Below are 25,342 nucleotides of genomic sequence, written 5' to 3'. Positions count from 1 at the left end.
AGCTCCTCATCTTGAGTTGTCCTGATCAGCTGCGTTGTCTGCAGGGCTCTGGGGAGCCAGGTATCCACGATACGCCAGCACCACCGGCCGCAATGGCAGGATGTTGGCGTGCTGAGCCGAGATCCCAGGCCTGTCCCCGGCATCACCCGGCGACGGGTTCTCGTCGACGGCGGTCTCGGCCTGGCGGTTCTGGCCCTGCTCGGTGCGGCGAGCACCGGCTGCGGCTCGGGCCCGCCCCCGGGCCCCGATCCGCTGGAACAGCAAGTCGATCTGGCCCACCACGACAGCGAACTCGCCGCCGCGGCGGCCAAGGCCGCCCCGCCCACGCTGGTGCCGGCGTTGACCGAGGTGGCAGCCGAACGCGCCCGGCACGCCGCGGCGCTCGTCGAAGAGATCGCCCGCGCCGCCGGCAAACCCATTCCGACGACTGAGACCACGGCACCGACCACCACCACGTCGGCCGCCGCTGCCCCGCCGCCCACGGTGGACGACGTGGTCGCCGCGTTGCGCAGTTCGGCCGAGAGCGCCACCAAGCTCGCGCCCACGCTCGCCGGCTACCGGGCGGGGCTGCTGGGGTCTATCGCCGCCTCCTGCACGACTGCATACTCGGTGGCCCTGCCGTCTCGAAGGGGTGCCCAGTGACCTCCCCCACCCCGTCGACCACCCCGAACCCCGACCGGCCTTCGGATGCCGCCGCGGCGGCGCTCTTTGACGCCGTCGCCGCCGAGCACGCCGCGATCTACGGCTACGGCATCGTCTCGGCGCACAGCTCACCGGACGAGAACGACCTGGTCTCGCAGGCGCTGGCCCAGCACCGCGAACGACGGGAAGCGGCGATCGCGATGTTGTCCGGCCGTGCGGCCAAGGCGCCGCTGCCTGCCGCGGGCTACCAGCTGCCGATGGCGGTGGCCGACCCGACCGCCGCGGCCAACCTGGCGGTGCTGATGGAGAACGACTGTGCGGTGGCCTGGCGCGCGGTGATCGAGCAGGCCACCGCCGAGCAGGACCGCGCGTTCGGGGTCACCGCGCTGACCGAGTCGGCGGTGCTGGCCGCACGCTGGAAGCAGGTGCTGCGCACCGTTCCGGTGACGGTCGCCTTTCCCGGCGGCAGCGAGTAACTGCGATTTCGGCGCGCAAACCGCCGCTAGGCGAACGAGAGCGCGCCGAAACCGCTCAGGAGAGGGCCGAGACGATCTCGGCGACGGCGGTCCCGACCCCGATTTCGCGGCTGTCGTGACCGAATCGGTTGCGCAGCTCCACGATTCCGTCGGCCCAGCCGCGCCCGACGACGACGATCCACGGCACCCCGAGCAGTTCGGCGTCCTTGAACTTCACCCCCGGCGAGGCGGTGCGGTCGTCCAACAACACCTCCAGGCCCTGCGCATCCAGATCCCGCGCCAGCTCCTCGGCCCCGGTCCGGGCCTGCGCATCCTTGTTGGCGATCACCACGTGCACGTCGAACGGCGACACCGACGACGGCCAGCGCAACCCCAGCCCGTCGTGCTGCTGCTCGGCGATCACCGCGACCAGCCGGGACACCCCGACCCCGTAGGAGCCCATGGTCAGTCGCACCGGCTTGCCGTTCTCGCCGAGCACATCGGCGGAGAAGGCGTCGGTGTACTTGCGGCCCAGCTGGAAAATGTGCCCGATCTCGATGCCGCGCGCCGACACCAGCGGTCCGGCGCCGTCCGGGGAAAGGTCGCCGTCGCGCACATCGGCCGCCTCGATGGTGCCGTCGGCGACGAAGTCGCGACCGGCCACCAGACCAACCACATGCTTGCCCGGTTCGTCCGCCCCGGTGATCCAGGACGTGCCGTCCACCACCCGCGGATCGACGAGATAGCGAACACCGTTGGCCAGTAAGGCCTTCGGACCGATGTAGCCCTTCTTCAGGAAGGGGTACCTGGCGAAGTCGGCGTCGTCGATCAGCGCATACTCGGCCGGCTCCAGCGCCGCCCCGAGGCGCTTGTCGTCGACCTCGCGGTCACCGGGCACCCCGATCGCCAGGAGCTCCCACTCGCCGCCGGGCTGACGCACCTTGAGCAACACATTCTTCAGCGTGTCGGCCGCGGTGATCTCGCGGCCCAGTCCCGCGGAGTTGGCCCACTCGACCAACGTCGCGATGGTGGGCGTGTCCCCGGTGTCGTGGACGACCGGGTCGGGCTGACCCTCGATCGGCAGCGACTCCGGCACGGCGGTGATCACCGCCTCCACGTTGGCCGCGTACCCCGATTGCAGGCAGCGCACGAACGTGTCCTCACCGACCTCGCTTTCGGCCAGGAATTCCTCCGACGCGCTGCCGCCCATGGCACCCGACACCGCTGAGACGATCACATAGCGAATCGCCATGCGCTTGAACATGTTCTGATACGCCTCGCGGTGCGCGTGATAGGCGGTCTTGAGGCCTTCGTCGTCGACGTCGAAGGAATACGAGTCCTTCATGATGAACTCGCGGCCGCGCAGGATGCCCGCCCTGGGCCGCGCCTCGTCGCGGTACTTGGTCTGGATCTGGAACAGCACCAGCGGGAAGTCCTTGTAGGAGCTGTACTCCCCCTTCACCGTCAAGGTGAAGAACTCCTCGTGCGTGGGGCCCAGCATGTAGTCGTTCATCCGGCGGTCCTTGAGCCGGAACACCCCGTCGCCGTATTCCGTCCAGCGATTGGTGGCCTCATACGGTGCCTTCGGCAGCAGCGCCGGGAAGAGGATCTCCTGCCCGCCGATGGCGACCATCTCCTCCCGCACGATCTTCTCCACCTTGCGCAGCACCCGCAGGCCCAGCGGAAGCCAGGTGTACAGGCCCGGCGCCACCGGCCGGATGTAACCGGCCCGGATCAACAACTTGTGGCTGGGCACTTCGGCGTCGGCCGGATCGTCACGCAGGGTGCGCAAGAACAGCTCGGACATGCGGGTAATCACAGTGCGTCAGCCTAGCGATGAGCGCTTGCGCGAAGAGCCGACGGGCCACGATGAGCGCTTGCGCGAAGAGTCGACGGGCCACGATGAGCGCTTGCGCGAAGAGCCGAGGACTCCGGTTGCGCTCAGTCGCGTCCCTGCCAGGTGCAGATGCAGACCTCATTGCCCTCCGGATCGGCCAACACCCAGAAGGCGGGCGCGGCCGCATCGGAGAGCAGCCGGCCACCGGCGGCGATCGCGGCGTCCAGACGGGCGCGCGCCTCGTCGGCGGGCACGTCGACGTCGAGGTGGATGCGGTTGCGCTGCGGTCGGGACGCATCCATCTGCTGGAACCAGATCGCCGGGCCGCGACAGAGCGGGTCGATCAGCCCGTCGCTGAGATCGGACGGCCCGGGCTCGTCGACATAACCGGTGACCGCCTTCCAGAAGGGGCGGACCGCGGGGATGTCGAGTGCGTCGATGGCGATCTCCACCGCCTGGATACCACCTGGCGCCAGGTGCAGGCCGGCGCCGCTGACCCTCGCGGCCAGGGTCTGGGCCAGCTCGATGTCGAGGCCGGTCACCGCACCGACGGCGGCCGACTGCAGCCGCAACACCGCTCGGTCGGCGCGGATGTCGACACTGAGGTGGCCGTGCCCGTCACCGCCGACGGCCGCCACCGCCAGCGCCGCGACCTCGGCCGCCCGCGCCAGCGAGGCCACCTCGACCTGGGCGTAGATCGCTCCGAGAATCAGACGCCAGCCCTGCGGGTCGACCGCAGCGGACACCTCCTGGCGACTCGGCCGGGCGTCGCGATCCATCGGGGTCACGCCGCGCAGCCGTCGGCCACCGGGCATGACGACAAGATCACAGTGAGCCAGCCTAGGTCAGACCGCTCTGGAGGCTGCTTCCTCGGCGCGCCGGCGGCGGGACGTGTTGTGATGTGCGGGCACGCAACGAAGGGAAGACACAGTGTCAGCGGAACCGCCCGGCAGCCACCCCGACGAACCGGCACCACCCGCTGTCCTCGCCCGCGGTATCGCCCTGCGCGGACCGTGGGGGCCGGTCTACGGGCCGGTCGACCTCGAGATCCCGCAGGGCGGGCTCAACGTCCTGATCTGCCCGGCCGGCTCGGGACGCACCGCCTTGCTGATGACGATCGCGGGGCGCATGGAACCCAAGGACGGCCAGCTTTCGGTGTTCGGGGCGACCCGGGCCGACGACATCTTCGCCTTGGCCGCGCTGGCCGGCATCGACGAACTCGACACGGTTCCGGAGTCGGTGACGGTGCGCGATCTGATCACCGAGCAGATGCGATGGGACGCACCGTGGTTCCATCTGGTGCCCCGCGCCGACGACGGCACGCTCGAGGCGGTGTGCGCGCCGGTGTTCGGCGACCTGCCGCGGCCTCCCCTCGACGAGTACTTCGAGGAGCTCTCCGAGCTCGACCGTCTGCTGCTGCGGATCGCCCTGGCCAACACCAAGCGCCCGCCGCTGCTGGTCGTCGCCAACCTCGACTTCGTCACCAGCGACGTCAACCGCGACGTGCTCATCGAGCGACTCATCGACCTAGGACGCGAACAGACCGTCGTCACCGCCACCGTCAACGGGGTGGCCAACCACGACGTGCCTTCCCAGATCCAGGTGTCCAACGCCGACCGCGCCACCCTGTCGGATACGCAGAAAGGGACCGGTTAGACATGCTCGCCGGAATGTCACTGGGCACCGACCTCAAGCGGTACTCCCGCGGAGTCCTCCCCCGAATCGCCCTGATCACCATCATTTTGATGCCGCTGCTGTACGGCGCGATGTACCTGTGGGCGTTCTGGGATCCGTTCGCGGCCGTCAACAAGGTTCCGGCCGCACTGGTCAACGAGGATCGCGGCGCCCAAGCCAATGGCAAGCCGCTGCGGGCCGGAGACCAGGTGGCGCAGGCGTTGAAGGACTCCGGCCAGCTGATGCTGCACGAGGTGTCGGCCGCCGATGCCGCCAAGGGCCTGGCCGACGGCACGTACTACTTCACGATCACGATTCCGGCCGACTTCAGCGCCAACATCACCTCACCCTCCGGCGGGCAACCCCAGCAGGCGAGCCTGCGCTTCACCTTCAACGACGCGAACAACTACCTCGGTTCGATCATCGGGCAGAACGCTGCCCGCGAGGTGATCAACCAGGTCGACTCCAGCGTCGGGGAACAGACCGTCGGCACGGTGCTGACCGGGCTGACCGATGCCGGCGCCGGCCTGGTGGCCGCCGCCGACGGCGCCGACCGGCTGGCCTCGGGGTTGGTCACCGCCGATGCGGGGGCGCAGCAGCTGGCCACCGGCTCGACCACGCTGGCCACCAGCATGGCCACCGCCCGCGATGGAGCTGCCCAATTGGCCACCGGCACAAAGCAGTTGAGCACCGCCATCAGCACGTCCACCGAACCGCTGGTGCATGTGCTCCAGCGCATCGACACGATGGGACTGGACCCGGCCGAGGTCGGGGCGGCCGCCGAGCACCTCAGCGGCGCGGTGCGCTCCACCACCGACCGCCTGGCCGCGCTGCACGTCGACCAGACACAGGCGGCGGCCATCGTCGATCAGGCGGTGGCCACACTGTCCAACAACCCCGATCCGGCCGTGCGCGATGTCGGCGGGTTCCTGGCCGGCGCCCAGCGGCTGCTGCGCGCCCAGGGCATCGACCCCGCCACCGACGACGGCCTGGCCCGATTGCGCGACAGCGCCACCCGGCTCGAAGACGAGCTCGGCGATCCCAACAGCAAGCTGCGGACGTTGCTCACCGCCGCGGTCAACGGGCAGCTGCGCAATGACGTGGTCAAGCTGCAGACCGGCGCACAGCAACTCAACACCGGCGCCCAGCGCCTGAGCGCCGGGCTGGTCGCACTGACCGACGGAAGCCGCCAGCTCGCCGCCGGAGCGAACCGGCTGGCCGACGGCACCGGTCAACTGCGGGCCGGAAGCCAGGAGCTGGCCGGGAAACTGCGCCAGGGCTCCAGCCAGGTTCCGTCCTGGACACCGGAGCAACGAGCGGCCGTGGCCAAGACCGTCGCCGCCCCGGTGGGCCTGGATCTGGTCACCCACAACAAGGCCGCCACCTTCGGCACCGGCTTCGCACCGTTCTTCCTGCCGCTGGCCCTGTTCATCGGCGCCCTGATCATCTGGATGTTGTTGACGCCGTTGCAGTCTCGCCCCATCATCAACGGACTCGGCGCCCTGCGGGTGGTGCTGGCATCCTATTGGCCGGCGCTGCTCGTGGCGGTGTGCCAGGTGGTGGTGATGTATGCCGTCGTGCACTTCGGCGTCGGACTCAAGGCCCGCTACCCGCTGTCCACGGTGGCCTTCCTGATCCTGGTGATCGCCACGTTCCTGGGCATCATCCAGGCGTTCAACGCGCTCTTCGGCGTGGCCGTCGGGCGGGTCGTCACCCTGGCCTTCCTGATGCTGCAACTGGTGTCGGCGGGCGGGATCTATCCGGTGGAGACCACGGCCAAACCGTTCCAGCTCATCCACCCGGCAGACCCGATGACCTACGCCGTCAACGGTTTACGTCAGCTGATCAACGGCGGTATAGACCACCGGCTGTGGGTGAGCATTGCGGTGCTGACCGGGGTGCTCGCGGCATCGCTGGCGGCCAGCGCCTGGGCGGCCCGACGCAATCGCCAATACACGATGGAACGACTGCACCCGCCCATCGAGGTCTGACGACCAGCCGCCCCCGGCCCTCTAGGGTGGATGGGTGACAGCGGAATCATCTCCCCCCGGGTCGGCATTGGCCGACCACGCCTACACCGGCCGGATGCCGGCCCACGCCGGGGATCTGGCCGTTGAGACGCACGGCATCGCGCCGATCCCGGCGGGCAACCGGTACGGCACCGCGCGGCGGCTGTTCACCGTGTGGTTCGCCCCCCAGGTGAACATGACCGTGGTGTTCACCGGCACCCTGGCGGTAGTGCTCGGTCTGGGTTTCTGGCTGGGCCTGCTGGCGATGGTGATCGGGACGGTCATCGGCTCGCTGGCCGTCGGCTACCTGTCGACCTGGGGTCCACGCACCGGCACGGCCCAATTGCCCAACGCGCGCATGGCATTCGGCAGCACCGTGGCCGTGGTGGCGGTGATCCAGTGGCTGTCGTCGATCGCCTGGGACGGCCTGGTCGGGCTGTTCGGCGGTGAAGCACTGGCCGAACTGCTCGGGCTGCCGTTCTGGCTGGCGGTGGTGATCGTGCTGGCGGCCCAGGGGGTGATCGGCGTCTTCGGATACGAGGTGATCCACCGGATGCAGGCGGTGATGACCGTCGTGTTGCTGGTGACGTTCGCGGTGTTCGCATGGAAGCTGATCGACGGCCACGACGTGATCAGCCTGCCGACCCTGAGCGGCGCGGATTTGGGCGGGTCCTTCGTGCTGGAGGTCACCATCGCGCTGAGCCTGGCCATCTCATGGGCCAGCTACGCCTCGGACTACAGCCGCTACCTGCCGGTGCGTACCTCGCGGCCCGCGGTGTTCGGCTACACCGTCGCCGGGCTGGCGTCGGCCTACATCGCCGTGCAGGCGATCGGGGTGGCGGCGGCGGGCACCCTCACCGATCAGACCGCCGAGGGAGTCCGAGAGATCATGGGCGGCGGTGTGCTGGGTGCCGTGGCGCTGGCCGTGATCGCGCTGGGCTCGGTGGCGTCGAACGCGATGAACGACTACAGCGGCTCGCTGGCGTTGCAGACGGTCGGCGTTCGGGTGCGCCGACCGGTGTCGGCGGTCGTGGTGGTGGTGATCGCGTTCGCGCTCATCATGTGGCTGCACTCCGGTGACCTGGCGGCCCGCTTCCAGGGCGTGCTGCTTTTCGTCAGCTACTGGATCCCGGCGTTCGTGGCGATCGTGGCCATCGACTGGCGCTACCGCAGTGCCGGGCGCGACGCCGTCAACCCGACCGAGGAGCGCACGCCGCGCGCCGACGCTGTCGTGGCGCTGGCCGCGTTCTTCGTGGCGTTCGCGGCCGCGGTGCCGTTCATGCACACCAACCTGATCGTCGGGCCGGTGGCCACCGCACTACACGGCGCCGACCTCGCCTACTTCGTCAACTTCCTTGCCGCAGCGGTGCTCTACGGCGGCTACCGGCTGGTGCGGGCCCGCCGCTAAGACCTACAGCTCGCCGGCTTCGAAGGCTTCGCGGGTGTGCTGGGCGGCGGTGATGTCCCTGGTGGAGAACCCGATGCCGAGGGCGGCCACACCGACCAGCACGGCGATCCCGGCGATCCACAGCAGCGAATAGGTGTAGCCGTAGCCGAGCGCGTCCAGCTGGGCCGGGGTCATGTATTTCACCGGCCCGGTGGTGCCGCCCAGGTACAGCGTGCGGGAGGTCTGCACCGCCTGGACGACCACCAGCACCAGCGGGCCGCCGAGGTTGAACACCATCAGGGTGATCGACGACACCGGACCGATCTCGCGCGGGCCGACATTGGCCAGCGTGCACAGCGGCAGGATCACCGAGATGACACCGATTCCCAGGCCGCCAACCACGATCGGAACGAACAGGTCGGGGAAGTACGGGATCGACCGGCTCAACGTCGACCCGTACAGCATGGCGGCCAACACCAGCAGGCCGCCGCCCAGAATCACCCACCGCGGCGCCAGCAGCGGGGCCAGCCGGGTCGCCACCACGTTGCCCACCACGAAGGCCGCCGCGAACGGCATGAAGCACACACCGGCCCGCAGCGGCGAATAGCCCAGCACGTCCTGCACCAGCAGGCCGATCATCACGCTCAGGGTCAGCATCACCCCGCCGGCCAGGAAGTACGCCGCGAAGGAGGCGACCCGGCTGCGGTTGTCGAACACCGAGAACGGCACCAGCGGGTTGTCGGCGCTGCGCTCGACGACCAGGAATGCCACGAAGAACACGATGGCGGCCACCCCCGCGCCGATCACCCACGGATCGACCCAGCCCCGCGGCGGCCCTTGCGTGAAGACCAGCACCGCGCAGGTGCACGACAGCGTGGCCAGCAGCGCCCCGGTGACGTCGAGCTTGAGCCGTTCGTGCCGGGTTTCCTCGAGCCGGGTCAGCGCGATCACGATGATGAACAGGCCGATCGGCACATTGACCAGGAAGGCCAGCCGCCACGAGACACCGGTCAGCGCTCCGCCGAGGACCAGGCCCAACACCGAGCCCAGGCCCTGCATGGCCGCCGAGACCGCCATCGCGCGATTGCGGGGATGCCCGACGGCGTAGGTGGTGGCGATCAGCGCCAGGCCCGTCGGCGCGGCCACCGCCGCACCCATGCCCTGCACCGCCCGTGCCACGATCAGGGTCCACTGCTCGGTGGCCACCCCGCAGGCCAGGGAGGCGATGGTGAACACCCCCACGCCGGAGATGAACGCCCGCTTGTGCCCGATCGCATCGCCGACCCGCCCGCCCAGCAGCAGCAGACCGCCGAAGGTCAGCACGTAGGCGGTGATCACCCAGCTCTTGCTCGCGTCCGACAGGCCCAGTTCGGCCTGCATGCGCGGCAGCGCGACGATCACGATCGTGCCGTCCAGCGTGGACATCAGCTGCATACCGGTGATCGCGACGATCGCGATCCCGAGCACACTCGAGGAAAGAGGTCGGACGGCGGGTTGGGGACCGCTCGCGCCAGACATGGGTCACTACCCTACCCATGCGATTTCGGCGCGCTTACAGTCGCATACCGACGGTGAGCGCTCCGAAATCGCGAGGAGCTCTACAGCTCGCCGGCGTCGATCGCGTCCTTGACTTCCTGCGCGTGCGCCACCTGCTGTGCGGTGTAGCCGATGAACAATGCGACGGCACCGACGATCACCGCCACCGCGGCCACCCACAGCAGACCGTAGGTGTAGCCCTGGTCCAGGGCGTGCAGTTGGGCGGGGTTCATCTTCTTCACCGGCCCGGTGGTGCCGCCGAGGTAGAGCGTGCGCGAGGTGATCACGGCCTGGATGATGGCCAGCACGACCGGTCCGCCCAGGTTCTGCAGCATCAGCGCGATCGCCGATACCGGACCGATCTGGTCGAAGCCGACCCCGGCGATCGCCGACACCGTCAGCGGCACCACGATCATGCCGATGCCGAGGCCGCCGACCGTGATCGGGATGACCAGGTTCGGGAAATAGGGGATGCCGCCGTTGAGCGTGGAGCCGTAGATCATCGCGCCCAGCACCAGCACGCCGCCGGCGATCACAAGCAGCCGCGGCGGGAAATGCGACACCAGATGGGAGGACAGCCCCAGTCCGATGCCGAGGGCGATCACGAACGGGATGAAGCCGATACCGGCGCGCAGGGCGCTGTAGCCCATGATGTCCTGCACGTACAGGCCGATGAGCACGGTCAGGGTGAACATCACCCCGCCGGCCAGGAACACCGCGGCGAAGGTCGCCAGCCGGTTGCGGTCACGGAACAGGACGAACGGCACCACCGGGTTGACGGCGCGGCGCTCGACGAAGACGAATGCGACGAAGGCCAGCACGGCCGCGACGCCGGAGGCCAGCGTCACCGGCGACGCCCAGCCGTTCTCTGGCGCCTGGGCGAAGCCGAACACCGCCGCGGTGCAGCCCACGGTCGCCAGCAGCGCGCCGGCGGCGTCAAGCTTCATCCGCTCGCGCTGGGTTTCCCGCAGCGTCTTGCGGGCCAGATAGATCATCAGCAGGCCGATCGGCACGTTCACCAGGAACGCCAGCCGCCAGGACGCCTCCACCAGGGCGCCGCCGACCACCAGGCCCATCACCGAACCGATGCCCGTCATCGCGGCGAACACCGCCGTCGCGGCATTGCGCGCCGGGCCCTTGGGGAACGTCGTCGCCACCAGCGCCAAGCCGGTGGGCGAGGCAATCGCCGCACCGACGCCCTGCAGTAACCGGGCCACCACCAGGGTGGCCTCGTCCCAGGCGATACCGCACAGCACCGAGGCGATGGTGAACAGCGCGACGCCGACGATGAAGGTGCGCTTGCGCCCGATGGTGTCGCCCAATCGGCCACCCAGCAGCATCAGCCCGCCGAAGGTCAGAACGTAGGCGGTGATGACCCAGCTGCGGCCGGCATCCGACAGGCTCAGTTCGTCCTGGATCTTGGGCAGCGCCACGATCGCGACCGTGCTGTCCATGGTGGCCAGCAGCTGCATCCCGCCGATCGCGGTAACCGCGGCCAGGAAACGCCGGGACGGCAGCCACGTCGGGTAGTACTTGCTGGTCCGTTCCAGAGCCGCCGGTTCGAGCCGCATGGGGACCGCCCGCTCTGAACTGTTGGCGCAGCGATTACTCGCCCGCTCAGCATCGTTGAGAGCCGTCATACCGAGCTACCCTACAGTAATCTTAAGAGAAGTTTAAGTCGCGAAGGCCGCCACCGAACCGATCACGACGATCGCCGGCGGCTTAATTCCCTCGGCGCGAATTCGATCCGGCACCTCTCGCAGCGTGGTCCGCATAATCCGCTCGGCCGCAGTGGTGCCGTGCTGCACCACCAGGACCGGCGTTTCCGCAGCTCGGCCGCCCTTCATCAATATATCGGCGAACAATTCGATACGTTCGACGGCCATCAATAGAACTATCGTTCCCGACAATTGGGCCAGCGCATTCCAATTCACTAACGATTCCGGATGGTCAGGCGCTAAATGGCCGCTGACCACCACGAACTCGTGATTCACCGCGCGATGGGTGACCGGAACCCCGGCCATTGCCGGCACCGCTATGGCACTGGTCACACCAGGCACGACTGTGACCGGAATCCCAGCCTCCGCGCAGGCCAGGACTTCCTCATAGCCGCGGGCGAAGACGAACGGGTCCCCGCCTTTGAGGCGCACCACGAACTGCCCGCGGCGGGCCCGGTCGATGAGGACGTCGTTGATGGCCTCCTGGGCCATCGCCCGCCCGTACGGGACCTTGGCGGCGTCGATCACCTCGACATGCGGCGCCAGCTCGGCGAGCAGTTCCGGCGGGGCCAGCCGGTCGGCGACGACGACGTCGGCGCGGGCCAGCAGCCGGCGGCCGCGCACGGTGATCAGCTCGGGATCACCCGGGCCGCCGCCGACCAGGGCGACACTGCCGCGCGCGGCCTCCGCGGCGTCCTCGGGGCTGTCCAGGGCGATGAGCCCCTGCTGAAGGGCTTCCCGGATGGCCGAGCGGATGGCCGCCGAGCGGCGGTGCTCCCCACCGGCCAGCACGCCCACCGCGAGGCCGTCGTAGTCGAACGAGGCCGGCGTGACGGCGGTGCCGTCCCGCGCGGAGTCGGCGCGCACGCAGAAGATCTGGCGCTGTTCGGCCTCGGCGACGATCGCGGCGTTGACGGCCGGGTCGTCGGTGGCGGCGATGGCATACCAGGCGCCCGCCAGGTCGCCGTCGCGGTAGTCGCGCAGCGCCAGCGTGATCCCCGGCCGCTGGGAACCCAGCGCTTCTACGGCCGGCGAGGCCGCCCGGGCGATCACGTGCACGTCGGCTCCCGCGGAGATGAGCAGCGGCACCCGCCGCTGGGCCACCGTGCCGCCGCCGACCACGACGACCTTCTTACCGTCCAGACGCAGGCCGACGAGGTAGGCGTTCTCGGTCACCGGCCGAGCTTAGTTAATGAGGCCGCGTGCGCGACAAACCGTGTGACCGAGCCCGACTGGGCGACGGGATGGGTGTGCAGATAGGACGCGTGCACCCCGGCCCGGACCGCGCCGTCGCGCACCGGGCTCCCAGCGCCGGACCGAAATGCCCACGCCGGATCCAGGTTCTCGGTGAATTCGACTGTGGTGCGGTGAAATTCGTGGCCGACGGCCCGTTGTCCCGCGGTGTAGAGCGCGGAGTCGATGACGGCGACCGCCTCCCGATAGCCCAGGGTCAGCCGCTGGGTGAAGTGAGCCGAGCCGCCCAGCACCGCACACATCGGGTGGCCGTCCAGCTCGTCCATCAGGTAGGCCAGGCCGCCGCATTCGGCCTGTACCGGCGCCCGCCGGGCCAGCTCGGCGATCTGGCTGCGCAATGCGGTGTTCGCCGACAGGTCGGCCAGGTGCTCCTCGGGGAATCCCCCGGGCAGCACCAGCGCCGCGGCATGCTCCGGCAACCGGTCGGTGAGCGGATCGAACGCCACCACCTGCGCACCGGCCGCGCGCAGCAGTTCGGGGTGCTCGGCATACCCGAAGCTGAATGCCCGGCCCGTGGCCATCGCCACCACCGGGCTGCCCCCGACCGGTTCCCCGACGGCCTCCTCGGGCGACCACGCCGGTGCGACCACCCGCGAGGCGGCCAGCCGGACGACGGCGGCGAGGTCGACGTGGCCGGCGACCAGATCGGTCATAGCCGCCACCGCCGAGTGCGCCCGGTCACCGTGCTCGACGGCGGTCACCAGACCCAGATGCCGCGACGGCACCGACAGCTCGTCGTGGCGCGGTATCGCCCCTAGCACCGGAATGCCGACGCCCTCGCAGGCCTGGCGCAGAACCTGCTCGTGGCGCTCCGATCCGACCCGGTTGAGGATCACCCCGGCGATGTGCACGCCGGCATGAAATGTCGAAAAGCCATGCAGCACAGCACCGATGCTCTGACTCTGGCCGCGCGCGTCGACGACCAGCAGCACCGGCGCGTTCAACAGCTCGGCCACCCGGGCGCTCGAGCCCCGTGCCGGGGTCACGGCGTGCTCGTCGATGCGCCCGTCGAAGAGGCCCATCACCCCCTCGACCACCGCGATGTCGGCGTCGCGGCTGCCGTGCCGATACAGCGGGCCGATGAGGTCCTCGGGAACCAGGACCGCATCGAGGTTGCGGCCCGGGCGGCCCGCCGCCAGGGCGTGATAGCCGGGGTCGATGAAGTCCGGACCGACCTTGAACGGCGCCACCCGGTGCCCGGCCGCCCGCAGGGCGCCGATCAAACCCGTTGCGACGGTGGTCTTCCCGCTGCCCGAGGCCGGGGCCGCGATAACCAGGGCGGGGATGCTGGTTACCATTCGATGCCGCGCTGACCCTTGCGCCCGGCGTCCATCGGGTGCCGCAGTTTCGTCATCTCGGTCACCAGGTCGGCGGCGTCGAGCAGTCGCTGTGGAGCCTCTCGGCCGGTGACCACGACATGCTGGCTGCCCGGGCGGGCCAGCAGGGTATCCACCACCTCGTCGGTATCGACCCACCCCCACTTCAGCGGGTAGGTGAACTCGTCGAGCACATAGAAGTCGTGGCGTTGTTCGCTTATCCGCGAAGCAATTTCGGCCCACCCCTCGGCAGCGGCCGCGGCATGGTCGAGTTCGGATCCGGGCTTTCGGCTCCACGACCAACCGGACCCCATCTTGTGCCACTCCACCGCGCCGCCGAGGCCCTGCTCGGCGTGCAGGCGGCCCAATGCCGCGAACGCCGACTCCTCGCCCACCTTCCACTTGGCACTCTTGACGAACTGGAACACCGCCACGTTCATCCCGGCATTCCACGCCCGCAACGCCATTCCAAAGGCGGCGGTGGACTTGCCCTTGCCGGCGCCGGTATGGACGGCCAGCACCGGGGTGTTGCGGCGGGCTCGGGTGGTCAGGCCGTCGTCGGGCACGACAACCGGCTGGCCCTGCGGCATGGGCGGTCCCCTTTCCGGGTCAGGCGGCGCGGCGCACGGCCTGCGCCAGATAGTCCGCGCGCAGCTGCTCGAGCGCAAGCAGCGGGGCGTCCAGATGTTGGGCCAGGTCACCGGCCAGCCCGAGGCGCACGTAGGACGTCTCGCAGTCCACCACCACCGCGGCCGCATTCTCGGCGACCAGCCGTCGCGCGGCGGACCGAGTGCGCCCCAACGGATCCGGGCCACCGGTGGCGCGGCCGTCGGTGAGCACGACGATCAGCGGTCGGCGGTGACGGTCACGCACCCGCTCACGGACCACGACGTCGCGGGCAGCAAGCAAGCCCTGCGCCAGCGGCGTGGTACCGCCGGTGTCGAAGCGGGTCAGCCGCCGCGATGCAATGTGCGCCGATGAGGTCGGTGGCAGCAGCACCCGGGCGCTGTCCTGCCGGAAGGTGATGACGGCAACCTTGTCGCGCCGCTGGTAGGCGTCGCGCAGCAGCGACAACGCAGCGCCGGATACGGCAGCCATCCGGTCGCGTGCGGCCATCGACCCCGAGGCGTCGACGACGAAGATCACCAGGTTGCCTTCCCGGCCCACCCGCACCGCCCGGCGGAGGTCGTCGGAATCGGGGCGCAGCCGCCCGTTTCCGGCGGCCGCGAGCACGGTGGCGAACAGGTGCAGTCCATGCCCCTGCTCGGGTACGTCGGTCGCGGTGATGACGGCTCCGGAACGGTTGCGCGCCCGCGAGCGCCGCCCGGGGTTGCCCTCCCCCACGCCGGGCACGGTCAACGTCCTAGTCCGGAACGTCGCCGCCGGCGGCGCAGCGGGGCGCGGCGTCGAGGACGAGTTGCTGTGCGGCGCAGACTGTTCGGCCGGTCCATCGGCGGACTGTCCACCGCCGGGCGGGTCGGGGTCCGGTTCGGGATCGCCACCGCCGTCGGCTGCGGGGGCGCTGGCGGCCAGCGCCTCGTCCAGCTGGGCGGGGTCGATGCCCGGGTCGTCGAAGGGATCACGCCGGCGCCGGTGCGGCAGTGCCAGTTCGGCGGCCACCCGGATATCCTCCTCGACGACGGTAATGATCCCCGTCGCTTCGCTCGCCCCGGATATATTCCCCGTCGCTTCGCTCGCCCCGGATCCACGCCAGGCCGCGTGCGCCATCGCGGTGCGCGCCACCACAATGTCGGCCCGCATCCCGTCGACGTCGAAGGCCGCACACAGCGCCGCGATACGGGTCAGCTCGGCGTCGGGCAACACGACATCGGCCACCCGCGCGCGGGCGGCGCTGATCCGGGCGGCCAGCTCACTGTCCTGACCGGCGTAGCGGGCGGCGAACCCGGCCGGGTCCGCCTCGTAGGACAGCCGCTGACGGATCACCTCGCTGCGCACCGGCACGTCGCGGGAGGCATGCACGTCCACGGTCAGCCCGAACCGGTCCAGCAGCTGCGGACGCAGCTCGCCCTCTTCGGGATTCATCGTGCCGATCAGCACGAACCGGGAGTCGTGGGAGTGCGACACTCCGTCGCGCTCAATGTGCACCCGGCCCATCGCGGCGGCGTCGAGCATGAGATCGACGAGGTGGTCGTGCAGCAGGTTGACCTCATCGACGTAGAGCACGCCGCCGTGGGCGCGAGCCAGCAAACCCGGCGAGAAGGCATGCTCGCCGTCGCGCAGAACCTTCTGCAGATCCAGCGAGCCGACGACCCGGTCCTCGGTCGCGCCGATCGGCAGCTCCACCAGCCGCGAGCCCTCGTCCACCTGGGCCAGAACGGCCGCCAGCGCCCGCACCGCCGTCGACTTCGCCGTGCCCTTCTCGCCGCGGATCAGCACACCGCCGATCTCGGGCCGCACCGCGCACAGCACCAGCGCCAGGCGGAGCTGGTCATGGCCGACGATCGCGCTGAAGGGGAAGGCGGGTGTGCTCACGACTGTTCGGTCTCGGTGGCGGTATCGGATGTCGCCGGCCAGGCGGCTCCGGTATCCGATGTCGCCGGCCAGGCGGCTCCGGTATCCGATGTCGCCGGCCAGGCGGCTCCGGTGGTGCGCCGCACCATCGGCACATGCGGGATCCCGTCTTCAACGAATTCGGGCCCGGCGGCGACGAAGCCGTGCCGGCCATACATGTCCGCGAGGTAGGTCTGGGCGTCGATCCGGCAGAGGTAGTCACCGACTTCGGCGATCGCGGCCTGCAGCAGCCGGGTGGTGTGGCCGTGCCCGCGTGCGGCGCGCTGGGTGCACACCCGTCCGATCCGGAAGGTCTTCTCCCCGCCGGCGTGCTCCTCCATCAACCGCAGGGTGGCGACCACGGTGCCGTCGGGCTGTTCCAGCCAGAAATGGCGGGTCTCGGCCAGCAGGTCACGACCGTCGAGTTCGGGATACGGGCAGGCCTGTTCGACGACGAACACCTCGACCCGCAACTTCAGCAGCTCGTAGAGAGTCGCGGCGTCGAGATCCTTGGCCCAGGAGCGGCGCAGGGCGACCGTCACACCACTCCCGCGGGTTCCGGGTCACCCGACGGTGTGGCATCCGCACCGGCGGAGCGGGCGGCACTGCCGGCATCGGTGCTCGAGTCTACACACCCCAGCCCGAGTACCTTGGTGCCGTGCGTCCAAACCTCGTCGAACAGGGCAGGGTTCTCCGAGAGCTTGACTCCCAGGGACGGCACCATCTCCTTGAGCTTGGGCTCCCAGCTCGGGTAGCGGTCGCCGAAGCAGCGGTGCAGGACCTCGATCATGGCCGGCACCGCGGTGGAGGCACCCGGGGATGCGCCGAGCAGGCCGGCCATCGAGCCGTCGGCCGCCGCCAGCACCGTGGTGCCGAACTCGAGCACGCCGAGCTTCTTCTTGTCGCGGCGGATCACCTGTACCCGCTGGCCGGCGATGTCGAGTTCCCAGTCGGAATCGACGGCGCTGGGGGCGAACTCGCGCAGCGTGTCCACCCGGTCGGCCTCGCTGAGCGCCAGCTGACCGATGAGGTACTTCAACAGGCTCATCTCGGTGAGCCCGACGCCGATCATCGAGGCGAGGTTGTTCGGCTTGACCGACAGCGGCAGATCGGTGATCTTGCCCTCCTTGAGGAACTTCGGCGACCAGCCGGCGAACGGCCCGAACAGCAGCCAGGACCGTCCGTTGATCACACGAGTGTCCAAGTGCGGCACCGACATCGGCGGTGCACCCAGCGGGGGCATGCCGTAGACCTTGGCCTGGTGGGCGGCGGCCAGCGCGGCGTTGCCGGTGCGCAGCCACTGGCCGCTGACCGGGAATCCGCCGTACCCCTTGGCCTCGGCGATGCCGGCCTTCTGCAGCAGGGGTAGGGCCCCGCCACCGGCGCCGACGAACACGAACTTGGCCGACAGCTTGCGCTTCTGCCCGGTGCGCCGGTTGGCGACCTTGACCGTCCAGCTGCCGTCGGATTCCTTGTGTAGGTCGTGCACGTCATGGCCGAACAGCGTGGTCATTCCCCGCTCGGTGCCGAAGCCGAGGAGCTGACGGGTCAGCGAGCCGAAGTCGACGTCGGTGCCGTCCTGCGTCCAGTTCAGCGCGACCGGTTCGGCGAAATCGCGGCCCTTGGCCATCAGCGGCAGCCGGCGGGCGAACTCGTCGGCCCCGTCGATGTACTCCATGGTGGCGAACAGCGGGTTGCGTACCAGCGTGTCGCGGCGGCGGCGCAGATAGTCGATGTGTTCGGCGCCGTGCACGAAGCTGACGTGCGGAATGGGGTTCAGGAAGCTGCGGACGTCGGGCAGGATGCCGTTCTCGTGGGCATACGCCCAGAACTGACGGGTGACCTGGAACTGCTCGTTGACGGTGACGGCCTTGGCGATCTCGATGCTGCCGTCGGGATTCTGCGGGGTGTAGTTGAGTTCACAGAGCGCCGAGTGCCCGGTACCGGCGTTGTTCCACGGATCCGAACTCTCGGCTGCGGCTGCGTCGAGGCGCTCGACCAGGGTGATCGACCAGCTGGGCTCGACCAGTCGCAGCAGGGCGCCCAACGTGGCGCTCATGATTCCCGCGCCGACCAGCACCACGTCGGTCTTGCCGTGATCGGGCACTGTGTTATCTGACACCGGTCGTCCTTTACTCGTGACGGCTCCTACCACGTGTCAGGTTATCCCGCCGGACACTGAACTATTCGCGCGAGTAGCCAGTACCACACCACCGCTATGGTGAGCATGTGACGGCAGCGCAGGCCGAATGGGCTGACGATGTCCTTACCGGCTACCAACAGGCCACCATGGCGTTGGGACCGGACCCCGACGGCGAGGGTGAGCTGTTCGCCACCTTGGTGCGCCGCGCCGACGGCACGCCGGCCCGGCACGTGGTGCTCGCCGTGCACGGGTTCACCGACTACTTCTTCAATACCGAGCTGGCCGACCAGTTCATCGCGGCTGGGTTCCGGTTCTATGCCCTGGACCAACACAAGTGTGGGCGGTCCTGGCGCAAGGGCCAGACCCCCCACTTCACCACCGACCTAGCCCGCTATGACCGCGAGCTGGAGCGCGCGGTGGCGATCATCGCCGCGGAGAACCCCGGCTCCGCCGTGCTGGTGTACGGACATTCTGCGGGCGGGCTGATCGTGTCGCTGTGGCTGGACCGGGTGCGCCGCCGCGGTGCGACCGCGGGGTTGTCGATCGCCGGGCTGGTACTCAACAGCCCGTGGCTGGATCTGCACGGCCCGGCGATCCTGCGTACCCGGCTGACGTCAACGGCGATCGGCGCCATGTCGCGGGTGCGCAAGACCACAGTGGTGCGGGGCACCGGCAAGGGTGGGTACGGGTTGACCCTGCACCGCGACTACCACGGCGAGTTCGAATACAACCTGCAGTGGAAGCCGGTGGGCGGTTTCCCGGTGACGGTGGGCTGGATCAGGGCGATTCGGCGCGGTCACGCCACCCTGCACCGCGGGCTCGACGTCGGGGTGCCCAACCTGATCCTGCGCTCCGACCACAGCGTCACCGAGACCGATGACGCGTCGACCATGCAGCGCGGCGACGCCGTCCTCGACGTCAGCCAGATCGCGCGCTGGGCCGGGTGCATCGGCAACCGGACGGCCGTCGTGCCGGTCCGCGACGCCAAACACGACGTGTTCCTGTCGCTGCCGGAACCGCGGGTGGCGGCCTATCGCGAACTGGCCGGCTGGCTGGATTTCTATCTCGAGCATGTCGAGGCGGCGCCGTCGGCGTCGACCGGCCATGGATAGCATCGATAAGGGGACTTCGTTGGAGCACTTCGACATCGCGATCATCGGAACCGGTTCGGGCAACAGCATTCTCGACGAGCGGTACGCCGACAAGAAGGTCGCGATCTGCGAGCAGGGGGTGTTCGGTGGGACCTGCCTCAATGTCGGCTGCATTCCGACCAAGATGTTCGTCTATGCCGCCGAGGTGGCCCAGACCATCAGGGAGGCAGCCCGGTACGGGGTCGACGCCCACGTCGACGGGGTGCGCTGGAGCGACATCGTCTCGCGGGTGTTCGGCCGCATCGACCCGCTGGCGATCGGCGGGGAGCACTACCGGCGTTCGTTGCCCAACGTCACCGTCTATGACAGCCACACCCGCTTCGCCGGTCGCACCGAGTCCGGCTACCGGCTACGCACCGACGGCGGCGACGAGTTCACCGCCGAGCAGGTGGTGATCGCCGCCGGCGCGCGGGCGATGGTCCCCGAGGCGATCGCCGGCTGCGGGGTCGCCGTCCATACCAGCGACACGATCATGCGCATCCCCGAACTGCCCGAGCACCTGGTGATCATCGGCGGCGGGTTCGTCGCCGCCGAGTTCGCGCACGTGTTCTCCGCGCTGGGCAGCCGCGTCACCATCGTCATCCGCGGAGCCGCCATGCTGTCGCACTGCGACGACACGCTCTGCGAACGGTTCACCGACCTGGCCGCCAAGAAGTGGGAAATCCACAGCCACCGCAACATGATTGGCGCGCACCGGGACGGCTCACAGGTGGTCATCGAACTCGACGACGGCTCGGAGCTGGCCGCCGACACCGTGCTGGTCGCCACCGGCCGGACTCCCAACGGGGATCTGATGGACCTGGACCTGGCCGGGGTGCAGCTCGACGAGAACGGCCTGGTCGTCGTCGACGAATACCAGCGGACCACGGCGCGGGGCGTCTTCGCCCTGGGCGATGTGTCCTCGCCCTACCAGCTCAAGCACGTCGCCAACCACGAAGCCCGGGTGGTGCGGCACAACCTGCTGCAGGACTGGGACGACACCGCGGCTCTGATGCCCTCGGATCACCGCTTCGTGCCCTCGGCGGTGTTCACCGATCCGCAGATCGCCTCGGTCGGGCTGACCGAAAACGAAGCCCGCGCAGCCGGTTACGACATCAACGTCAAGGTGCAGGACTACTCCGATGTCGCCTACGGCTGGGCGATGGAGGACCACACGGGATTCGCCAAGATCATCGTCGAGCGCGGTACCGGGGTGATCCTGGGCGCCCACATCATGGGTCATCAGGCCTCGTCGCTGATCCAACCGCTCATCCAGGCGATGAGCTTCGGGCTCGCCGGCCAGGACATGGCCCGCGGTCAGTACTGGATCCATCCGGCCCTGCCCGAGGTCATCGAGAACGCGCTGCTGGCGCTGTGCGGCGAGCCGCCCTGGCCGCCGTCGCGCCGGCACTAGGCCCGGCGAGCGTGCGAATCGATACGCCACCCGCGGCGTGTCGCGGATGAAACCGCACACTGACTGCTGCGTTACGGCGTGGGGACGACGAAACCCCACGGCAGCTCCAGCCGGTGGGCAGCCAGCAACTCGGCGTCGGAGAGCACCGCGGTAACCGCGTCATCGGCCACCACCACCCCGCCGTCCAGCACGATCGCGCGGTCGCACAGCTGCGCGGCGTAGGGCAGATCGTGGGTGACGATCACCATGGTCGCCGGCAGCGTCGCCAGCGTCTGCGCCAATTCGCGCCGCGCCACCGGATCCAGGTTCGCCGACGGCTCGTCGAGCACCAGAATCTCCGGCTCGCAGGCCAACACGGTGGCCAGCGCGGCGCGCCTACGCTGTCCGCCGGACAGGTGGGCAGGGCTGCGATCGGCGTGCTCGGTCATCGACACGATCTCCAGCGCTGCGGCCACCCTGGTGACCAGATCCTGCCCGGTGACCCCGAAGTTGGCCGGACCGAACGCCACGTCCTGGGCTACCGTCGGCATGAACAGCTGGTCGTCGGGATCCTGGAACACCAGCCCGACCCGACGCCGGATGTCACGAAGAGTCTTGCGGGTCAACGGAATTCCGCTGATGGACACCGAGCCTGCCGTTGCGGTCAGCACACCGTTGAGGTGCAGCATCAGCGTGGTCTTGCCGGCCCCGTTGGGCCCGAGGATGGCGACCCGCTCACCGGGGGCGATGGTCAGGTCCACACCGTCGAGGGCGGCGTGCCCGTCGGGATAGCGGTAATGCAGGTTCTCGACGCGGATCGCGGGCGGATTCACCGGACCGCCCACGCGCAGCTCGCCACCGCCGCGGCGGCCAGCGCGGGCATCAGCGCGAACGCCCATTGCCGTCCCGAGGCGCGCGGCCCGGCGCCGACGACCGCCAGCTCGGGTACCCGGCCGTCGAAGCCCCTCGACGTCATGGCCAGGTAGACCCGCTCGCCGCGCTCGTAGGACCGCAGGAACAGCGCGCCAACGCCTTTCGCGATCGCACCGGCCTGGTGAAGGGCCCGCGGGGAGTCGCCGCGGGAGACCCGGGCCATCCGCATCCGCGTGACCTCCGCCGAGAGCAGGTCGATGTAGCGGATCATCAGCACGAGCATAGAGGTCACCAGGGCGGGCATCCCGAGCCTGCTCAACGCCAGCGGCAGCTCCCGCGCCGAGGTCGTGGCCGCCACGGTGAGCGAGGCCGCCACCCCCAGGGTGCCCTTGATGACGATGCCCCAGGCGGCCCACAGCCCCGCCACCGACAGGTGCAGGCCGGCCACCGCGACTCGCTCGCCGCCCTCGGCGAACGGCAGCAGCACGGCCAGCACGATGAACGGCGCCTCGATGAGCATCCGCGGCAGGATCCACCGCAGCGGAATCCGCGCCACCCGCCACACCACGAGCACGATCAGCGCGTAGAGGGCGAACGGCCAGATCATCTCGCGCGGGGTAGCGACCACGGCGAGCACGAACGTCACCAGGCCGACGACCTTGACCTCGGCGGGCGCGGTGTGCACCACCGAGTCCCCGTCCCGGTACAGCGGGTGGGAATGCCCCGCGCCCAATCGCTCAGCCCTTCGTGCGGCGGGTGCGCGCGATCAACCAGAACGCACCACCGGCCAGCGCCAGCACCACGACCGCGCCGATCACACCGGCCAGCCCGCCGGTGGCGGGGTGCCCGAACACGGTGTAGTCGGCCAGCGGCGACACCGACATGGGGTGCTCGGTCGCATGCTGGGCAATACAGCTACCGGTGAGCTGCTCACCGTGGGCGGTCTCCACGACCTGGCAGCCCTGCAGGGTCGCCGAGTCCAGCCCGTCGGGACTCTTGCTGGCGAAGTAGGACACCACGCCGGCGATCAGCAGGATCGCGACGCCGAAGCCCGCCCAAAACCGCCAGTGCCGCGACGTCGTGGCTTGCGGCTGCGTGCTCACTGGTGCACCATCCTCGTGTCGGTAGTCTTCGTCGAGGGTTTTCTGGTGCACCATCCGGTGTGTCGGTGATCTTGGATGGATTGCCGATGCACCCGAGGTGGCTGCTGGTTCATCGCCCTGCTTGCTCGACGCATCTGACGTCCAGCATGAGTTCTGCGGGGGCCAGCGGTTACCCGGGGCACGCCGACCGTCGACAGGGCTAAGCGCCTCCGAGCGCCGCACAGTGAGCGAACGAGCAGTCGTGCCCCGGTACCACACGAGGGTGCCTCCCCACTGGGCTTAGCAGCGAGGAGGCTGTCATGAAGTCTGCCCGAAACACCCTGCCGACGGAACCCGTCAACGGCATCACCTGCGGCATCGACTGGGCGCGTGACGATCACGCTCTGTCGATCGTCGACGCCAAGGGCCGCGAAGTCACCCGCAAGACGATCACTCACAACGCGGCCGGACTGCGCGAGCTGCTCGCCGTGCTCGAGCGCGCCGGCGTGCGGGAGGTTGCGATCGAACGCCCGGACGGGCCGGTCGTGGACACCCTGCTCGACGCCGGTGTCACGGTCGTGGTGATCAGCCCCAACCAGGTCAAGAACCTGCGCGGCCGCTACGGTTCGGCCGGCAACAAGGACGACCGCTTCGACGCGTTCGTGCTGGCCGACACTCTGCGCACCGACCGAGCACGGCTGGCCCCGCTGCTGCCCGACACCCCGGCCACCGTCTCCCTGCGCCAGACCTGTCGTGCCCGCAAAGACCTTGTCGCCCACCGGGTCGCGGTGGCCAACCAGCTGCGCGCACATCTGAAGATCGTGTTTCCCGGTGCCGTGGGCCTGTTCGCCGCGATCGACAGCCCGATCAGCCTGGCGTTCCTGGCCCGCTTCGACTGCCAGCAACGGGCCGACTGGCTCTCGGTCACCCGCCTGAGCGCCTGGCTGGCCGGCGTCGGCTACAGCGGCCGCACTGATCCCCGCGAGCTGCACCGCCGATTGACCGCTGCTCCCCGCGCCACCAACGAGGTCACCGGCGCCGCGATCACCGGTGCGTTCGTCGCGACCCTGACCGCGCTCAACGCCCAGATCGCCGTCCTCGACGACAGCATCGCCGACCAACTCGCCGCCCACGCCGACGCGCACATCTTCACGTCCCTGCCCCGCTCGGGCACCGTGCGTGCCGCCAGACTGCTCAGCGAGATCGGGGACTGCCGCGCCCGCTTCCCCACCCCCGAATCGTTGGCCTGCCTGGCCGGTGTCGCGCCCTCCACCCGCCAGTCCGGCAAAGTCAAACACGTCGGATTCCGTTGGGCTGCAGACAAACAACTCCGGGACGCTGTCACCGACTTCGCCGGCGACAGCAGACGCGCCAACCCCTGGGCCGCCGACGTCTACACCCGCGCTATCGCCCGAGGACACGACCACCCCCACGCCGTCCGCATCCTCGCTCGCGCCTGGCTCTACATCATCTGGCACTGCTGGCAAGACGAAATCGCCTACGACCCCGCCAAACATCGCGCCCTCCAAATACTGCTCAACCAAGAACAACACCGGGCGGCTTGACACAGGGCAACTCATGCCGGCACCGCCGCCCGCTCGCGGCTGCGGCGCAGCAGGTAGACGAGATCGGGCCGGGACCGGGCGACCGCCATCACCGTCATCGCGGTGATCACCCCTTCCCCGATGCCGATCAGCACGTGCGTGCCCAGCATGTAGGCCGCCACGGTGCTCAGCGATGTCGGGGCTGCGCCCCCGATCGCGTATTCGATGACGAAACCCATTGACGCGCAGACGGTTCCGACTAGCGCGGAGATGAAGGCCACAACACCCAGGGCGGGCACCGAGGGCTCGGGGCGGCGCCGGCGCACCAGGGTGTAGAGCAGCAGCGCGGTCGAGTAGCCCGCGGCGACCCCGATCAGGGCCATGTTGGTGATGTTCATCCCGAGCGCGGTCACGCCGCCGTCGGCGAACAGCAGCGACTGGACGACCAGGACGATGGTAATGCACAACACGCCGGTGTAGGGGCCGACCAGAATGGCGGCCAGGGCGCCGCCGAGGAGGTGCCCGCTGACGCCCGGCAGGATCGGGAAGTTGATCATCTGGACCGCGAAGATGAACGCCGCGACCAGTCCGGCCAGGGGGACGGTGCGTTCGTCCAGCTCGCTCCTCGCCCGCCAGCCACAGAACGCCACTACGGCGATGGCCAGCACGCCGAAGACCACCGATGTCGGTGCATTGACCAGGCCGTCGCTCATATGCATGGCGGTGAATGTGACGCTCAAGCGTGCCTCCTCGCGATGAGGTCGGTGTCCCGGGCCCTCGAGCAGGAGCCTAGTGCGCGCCGTCGATATCTGTCTACATGTTCAGATCATCGATTGAA

Annotated in this window: 22 protein-coding genes; 8 read left to right on the top strand and 14 right to left on the bottom strand. The window is 69.4% G+C overall.

Annotated elements, in window-relative coordinates; translation table 11 throughout:
* The first annotated feature begins 108 nt into the window (after positions 1 to 108).
* Entirely contained in the window at positions 109 to 642 is a 534-nt protein-coding gene (locus ADBZ9K_RS17155) for a hypothetical protein (protein ID WP_526622432.1), read from the top strand.
* Positions 639 to 1,118 carry a ferritin-like domain-containing protein gene (locus ADBZ9K_RS17150; RefSeq protein WP_526622431.1) on the top strand — a complete coding sequence of 160 codons (480 nt, stop codon included), beginning with the start codon at positions 639 to 641 and terminating at the stop codon, positions 1,116 to 1,118. The genes ADBZ9K_RS17155 and ADBZ9K_RS17150 overlap by 4 nt, the downstream gene beginning before the upstream one ends.
* 55 nt (positions 1,119 to 1,173) lie before the next feature.
* Here the strand turns inward: ADBZ9K_RS17150 and ADBZ9K_RS17145 are convergent, their stop codons facing one another.
* Both ADBZ9K_RS17145 and ADBZ9K_RS17140 read right to left on the bottom strand, forming a co-directional pair.
* Entirely contained in the window at positions 1,174 to 2,916 is a 1,743-nt protein-coding gene (locus ADBZ9K_RS17145; RefSeq protein ID WP_526622429.1) for a proline--tRNA ligase, read from the bottom strand.
* Between the two features lie 122 nt (positions 2,917 to 3,038).
* A complete protein-coding gene (locus ADBZ9K_RS17140; RefSeq protein WP_526622427.1) occupies positions 3,039 to 3,749 on the bottom strand; it encodes a VOC family protein in 711 nt (236 codons plus the stop codon).
* 115 nt (positions 3,750 to 3,864) lie between these two features.
* Here ADBZ9K_RS17140 and ADBZ9K_RS17135 point away from each other — a divergent pair, with 115 nt between their 5' ends.
* The 3 genes from ADBZ9K_RS17135 to ADBZ9K_RS17125 all read left to right on the top strand — a co-directional run bounded on the left by ADBZ9K_RS17135 (position 3,865) and on the right by ADBZ9K_RS17125 (position 8,025).
* Positions 3,865 to 4,590 carry an ATP-binding cassette domain-containing protein gene (locus ADBZ9K_RS17135; RefSeq protein WP_526622425.1) on the top strand — a complete coding sequence of 242 codons (726 nt, stop codon included), beginning with the start codon at positions 3,865 to 3,867 and terminating at the stop codon, positions 4,588 to 4,590.
* 14 nt (positions 4,591 to 4,604) lie between these two features.
* Positions 4,605 to 6,599, top strand: coding sequence for a YhgE/Pip family protein (locus ADBZ9K_RS17130; RefSeq protein WP_526622423.1), 1,995 nt, complete (start codon positions 4,605 to 4,607; stop codon positions 6,597 to 6,599).
* Between the two features lie 94 nt (positions 6,600 to 6,693).
* Positions 6,694 to 8,025: a purine-cytosine permease family protein gene (locus ADBZ9K_RS17125; RefSeq protein WP_526622746.1), complete on the top strand. Its 1,332-nt coding sequence runs from the start codon at positions 6,694 to 6,696 to the stop codon at positions 8,023 to 8,025.
* Positions 8,026 to 8,028: 3 nt separating this feature from the next.
* Here ADBZ9K_RS17125 and ADBZ9K_RS17120 read toward each other — a convergent pair whose 3' ends face one another.
* The 8 genes from ADBZ9K_RS17120 to mqo all read right to left on the bottom strand — a co-directional run bounded on the left by ADBZ9K_RS17120 (position 8,029) and on the right by mqo (position 18,446).
* The gene (locus tag ADBZ9K_RS17120) at positions 8,029 to 9,522 is read right to left on the bottom strand and encodes an MFS transporter (RefSeq protein ID WP_526622422.1); all 1,494 of its coding nucleotides are present in this window, start codon (positions 9,520 to 9,522) and stop codon (positions 8,029 to 8,031) included.
* Between the two features lie 80 nt (positions 9,523 to 9,602).
* Positions 9,603 to 11,180: an MFS transporter gene (locus ADBZ9K_RS17115; protein WP_526622420.1), complete on the bottom strand. Its 1,578-nt coding sequence runs from the start codon at positions 11,178 to 11,180 to the stop codon at positions 9,603 to 9,605.
* Positions 11,181 to 11,213: 33 nt separating this feature from the next.
* Positions 11,214 to 12,434 (bottom strand): uroporphyrinogen-III C-methyltransferase, encoded by a 1,221-nt coding sequence (gene cobA, locus ADBZ9K_RS17110; RefSeq protein WP_526622418.1) that lies wholly within the window; start codon positions 12,432 to 12,434, stop codon positions 11,214 to 11,216.
* On the bottom strand, positions 12,431 to 13,810 hold the full coding sequence (locus ADBZ9K_RS17105) for a cobyrinic acid a,c-diamide synthase CobB (protein ID WP_526622417.1): 1,380 nt from the start codon (positions 13,808 to 13,810) through the stop codon (positions 12,431 to 12,433). The genes cobA and ADBZ9K_RS17105 overlap by 4 nt, the downstream gene beginning before the upstream one ends.
* Positions 13,804 to 14,418: a cob(I)yrinic acid a,c-diamide adenosyltransferase gene (cobO, locus tag ADBZ9K_RS17100; protein WP_526622416.1), complete on the bottom strand. Its 615-nt coding sequence runs from the start codon at positions 14,416 to 14,418 to the stop codon at positions 13,804 to 13,806. The genes ADBZ9K_RS17105 and cobO overlap by 7 nt, the downstream gene beginning before the upstream one ends.
* A 19-nt stretch (positions 14,419 to 14,437) precedes the next feature.
* Complete coding sequence (locus tag ADBZ9K_RS17095; RefSeq protein ID WP_526622414.1) at positions 14,438 to 16,321, bottom strand: VWA domain-containing protein; 1,884 nt, start codon at positions 16,319 to 16,321, stop codon at positions 14,438 to 14,440.
* Positions 16,318 to 16,881, bottom strand: coding sequence for a GNAT family N-acetyltransferase (locus ADBZ9K_RS17090; protein ID WP_526622413.1), 564 nt, complete (start codon positions 16,879 to 16,881; stop codon positions 16,318 to 16,320). Before ADBZ9K_RS17090 ends, ADBZ9K_RS17095 begins: the two co-directional genes overlap by 4 nt.
* Complete coding sequence (mqo, locus tag ADBZ9K_RS17085) at positions 16,878 to 18,446, bottom strand: malate dehydrogenase (quinone) (protein WP_526622745.1); 1,569 nt, start codon at positions 18,444 to 18,446, stop codon at positions 16,878 to 16,880. The genes ADBZ9K_RS17090 and mqo overlap by 4 nt, the downstream gene beginning before the upstream one ends.
* A gap of 182 nt (positions 18,447 to 18,628) precedes the next feature.
* Here mqo and ADBZ9K_RS17080 point away from each other — a divergent pair, with 182 nt between their 5' ends.
* Complete coding sequence (locus ADBZ9K_RS17080; protein ID WP_526622744.1) at positions 18,629 to 19,594, top strand: alpha/beta hydrolase; 966 nt, start codon at positions 18,629 to 18,631, stop codon at positions 19,592 to 19,594.
* 19 nt (positions 19,595 to 19,613) lie between these two features.
* Entirely contained in the window at positions 19,614 to 21,026 is a 1,413-nt protein-coding gene (gene mtr, locus ADBZ9K_RS17075) for a mycothione reductase (RefSeq protein WP_526622742.1), read from the top strand.
* Positions 21,027 to 21,097: 71 nt separating this feature from the next.
* On the opposite strand, the gene ADBZ9K_RS17070 is transcribed toward mtr, so the two are convergent.
* Genes ADBZ9K_RS17070 through ADBZ9K_RS17060 form a run of 3 tightly spaced genes read right to left on the bottom strand, consistent with a single transcriptional unit; the run spans position 21,098 to position 22,981 of the window.
* Positions 21,098 to 21,838, bottom strand: coding sequence for an energy-coupling factor ABC transporter ATP-binding protein (locus ADBZ9K_RS17070; RefSeq protein WP_526622740.1), 741 nt, complete (start codon positions 21,836 to 21,838; stop codon positions 21,098 to 21,100).
* Entirely contained in the window at positions 21,835 to 22,611 is a 777-nt protein-coding gene (cbiQ, locus tag ADBZ9K_RS17065; RefSeq protein ID WP_526622411.1) for a cobalt ECF transporter T component CbiQ, read from the bottom strand. Before cbiQ ends, ADBZ9K_RS17070 begins: the two co-directional genes overlap by 4 nt.
* 4 nt (positions 22,612 to 22,615) lie before the next feature.
* Entirely contained in the window at positions 22,616 to 22,981 is a 366-nt protein-coding gene (locus tag ADBZ9K_RS17060; protein ID WP_526622409.1) for a PDGLE domain-containing protein, read from the bottom strand.
* A gap of 299 nt (positions 22,982 to 23,280) precedes the next feature.
* Between ADBZ9K_RS17060 and ADBZ9K_RS17055 the strand changes: the two genes are divergently transcribed.
* Positions 23,281 to 24,525, top strand: coding sequence for an IS110 family RNA-guided transposase (locus ADBZ9K_RS17055; RefSeq protein ID WP_526617886.1), 1,245 nt, complete (start codon positions 23,281 to 23,283; stop codon positions 24,523 to 24,525).
* An 11-nt stretch (positions 24,526 to 24,536) separates the two neighbouring features.
* Here the strand turns inward: ADBZ9K_RS17055 and ADBZ9K_RS17050 are convergent, their stop codons facing one another.
* Positions 24,537 to 25,223 (bottom strand): energy-coupling factor ABC transporter permease, encoded by a 687-nt coding sequence (locus tag ADBZ9K_RS17050; protein WP_526622738.1) that lies wholly within the window; start codon positions 25,221 to 25,223, stop codon positions 24,537 to 24,539.
* Positions 25,224 to 25,342: the final 119 nt, after the last annotated feature.

The organism is Mycobacterium sp. (genome assembly GCF_965229265.1).
Lineage (GTDB): Bacteria > Actinomycetota > Actinomycetes > Mycobacteriales > Mycobacteriaceae > Mycobacterium.
This window is presented reverse-complemented; position numbering and strand designations above follow the sequence as displayed.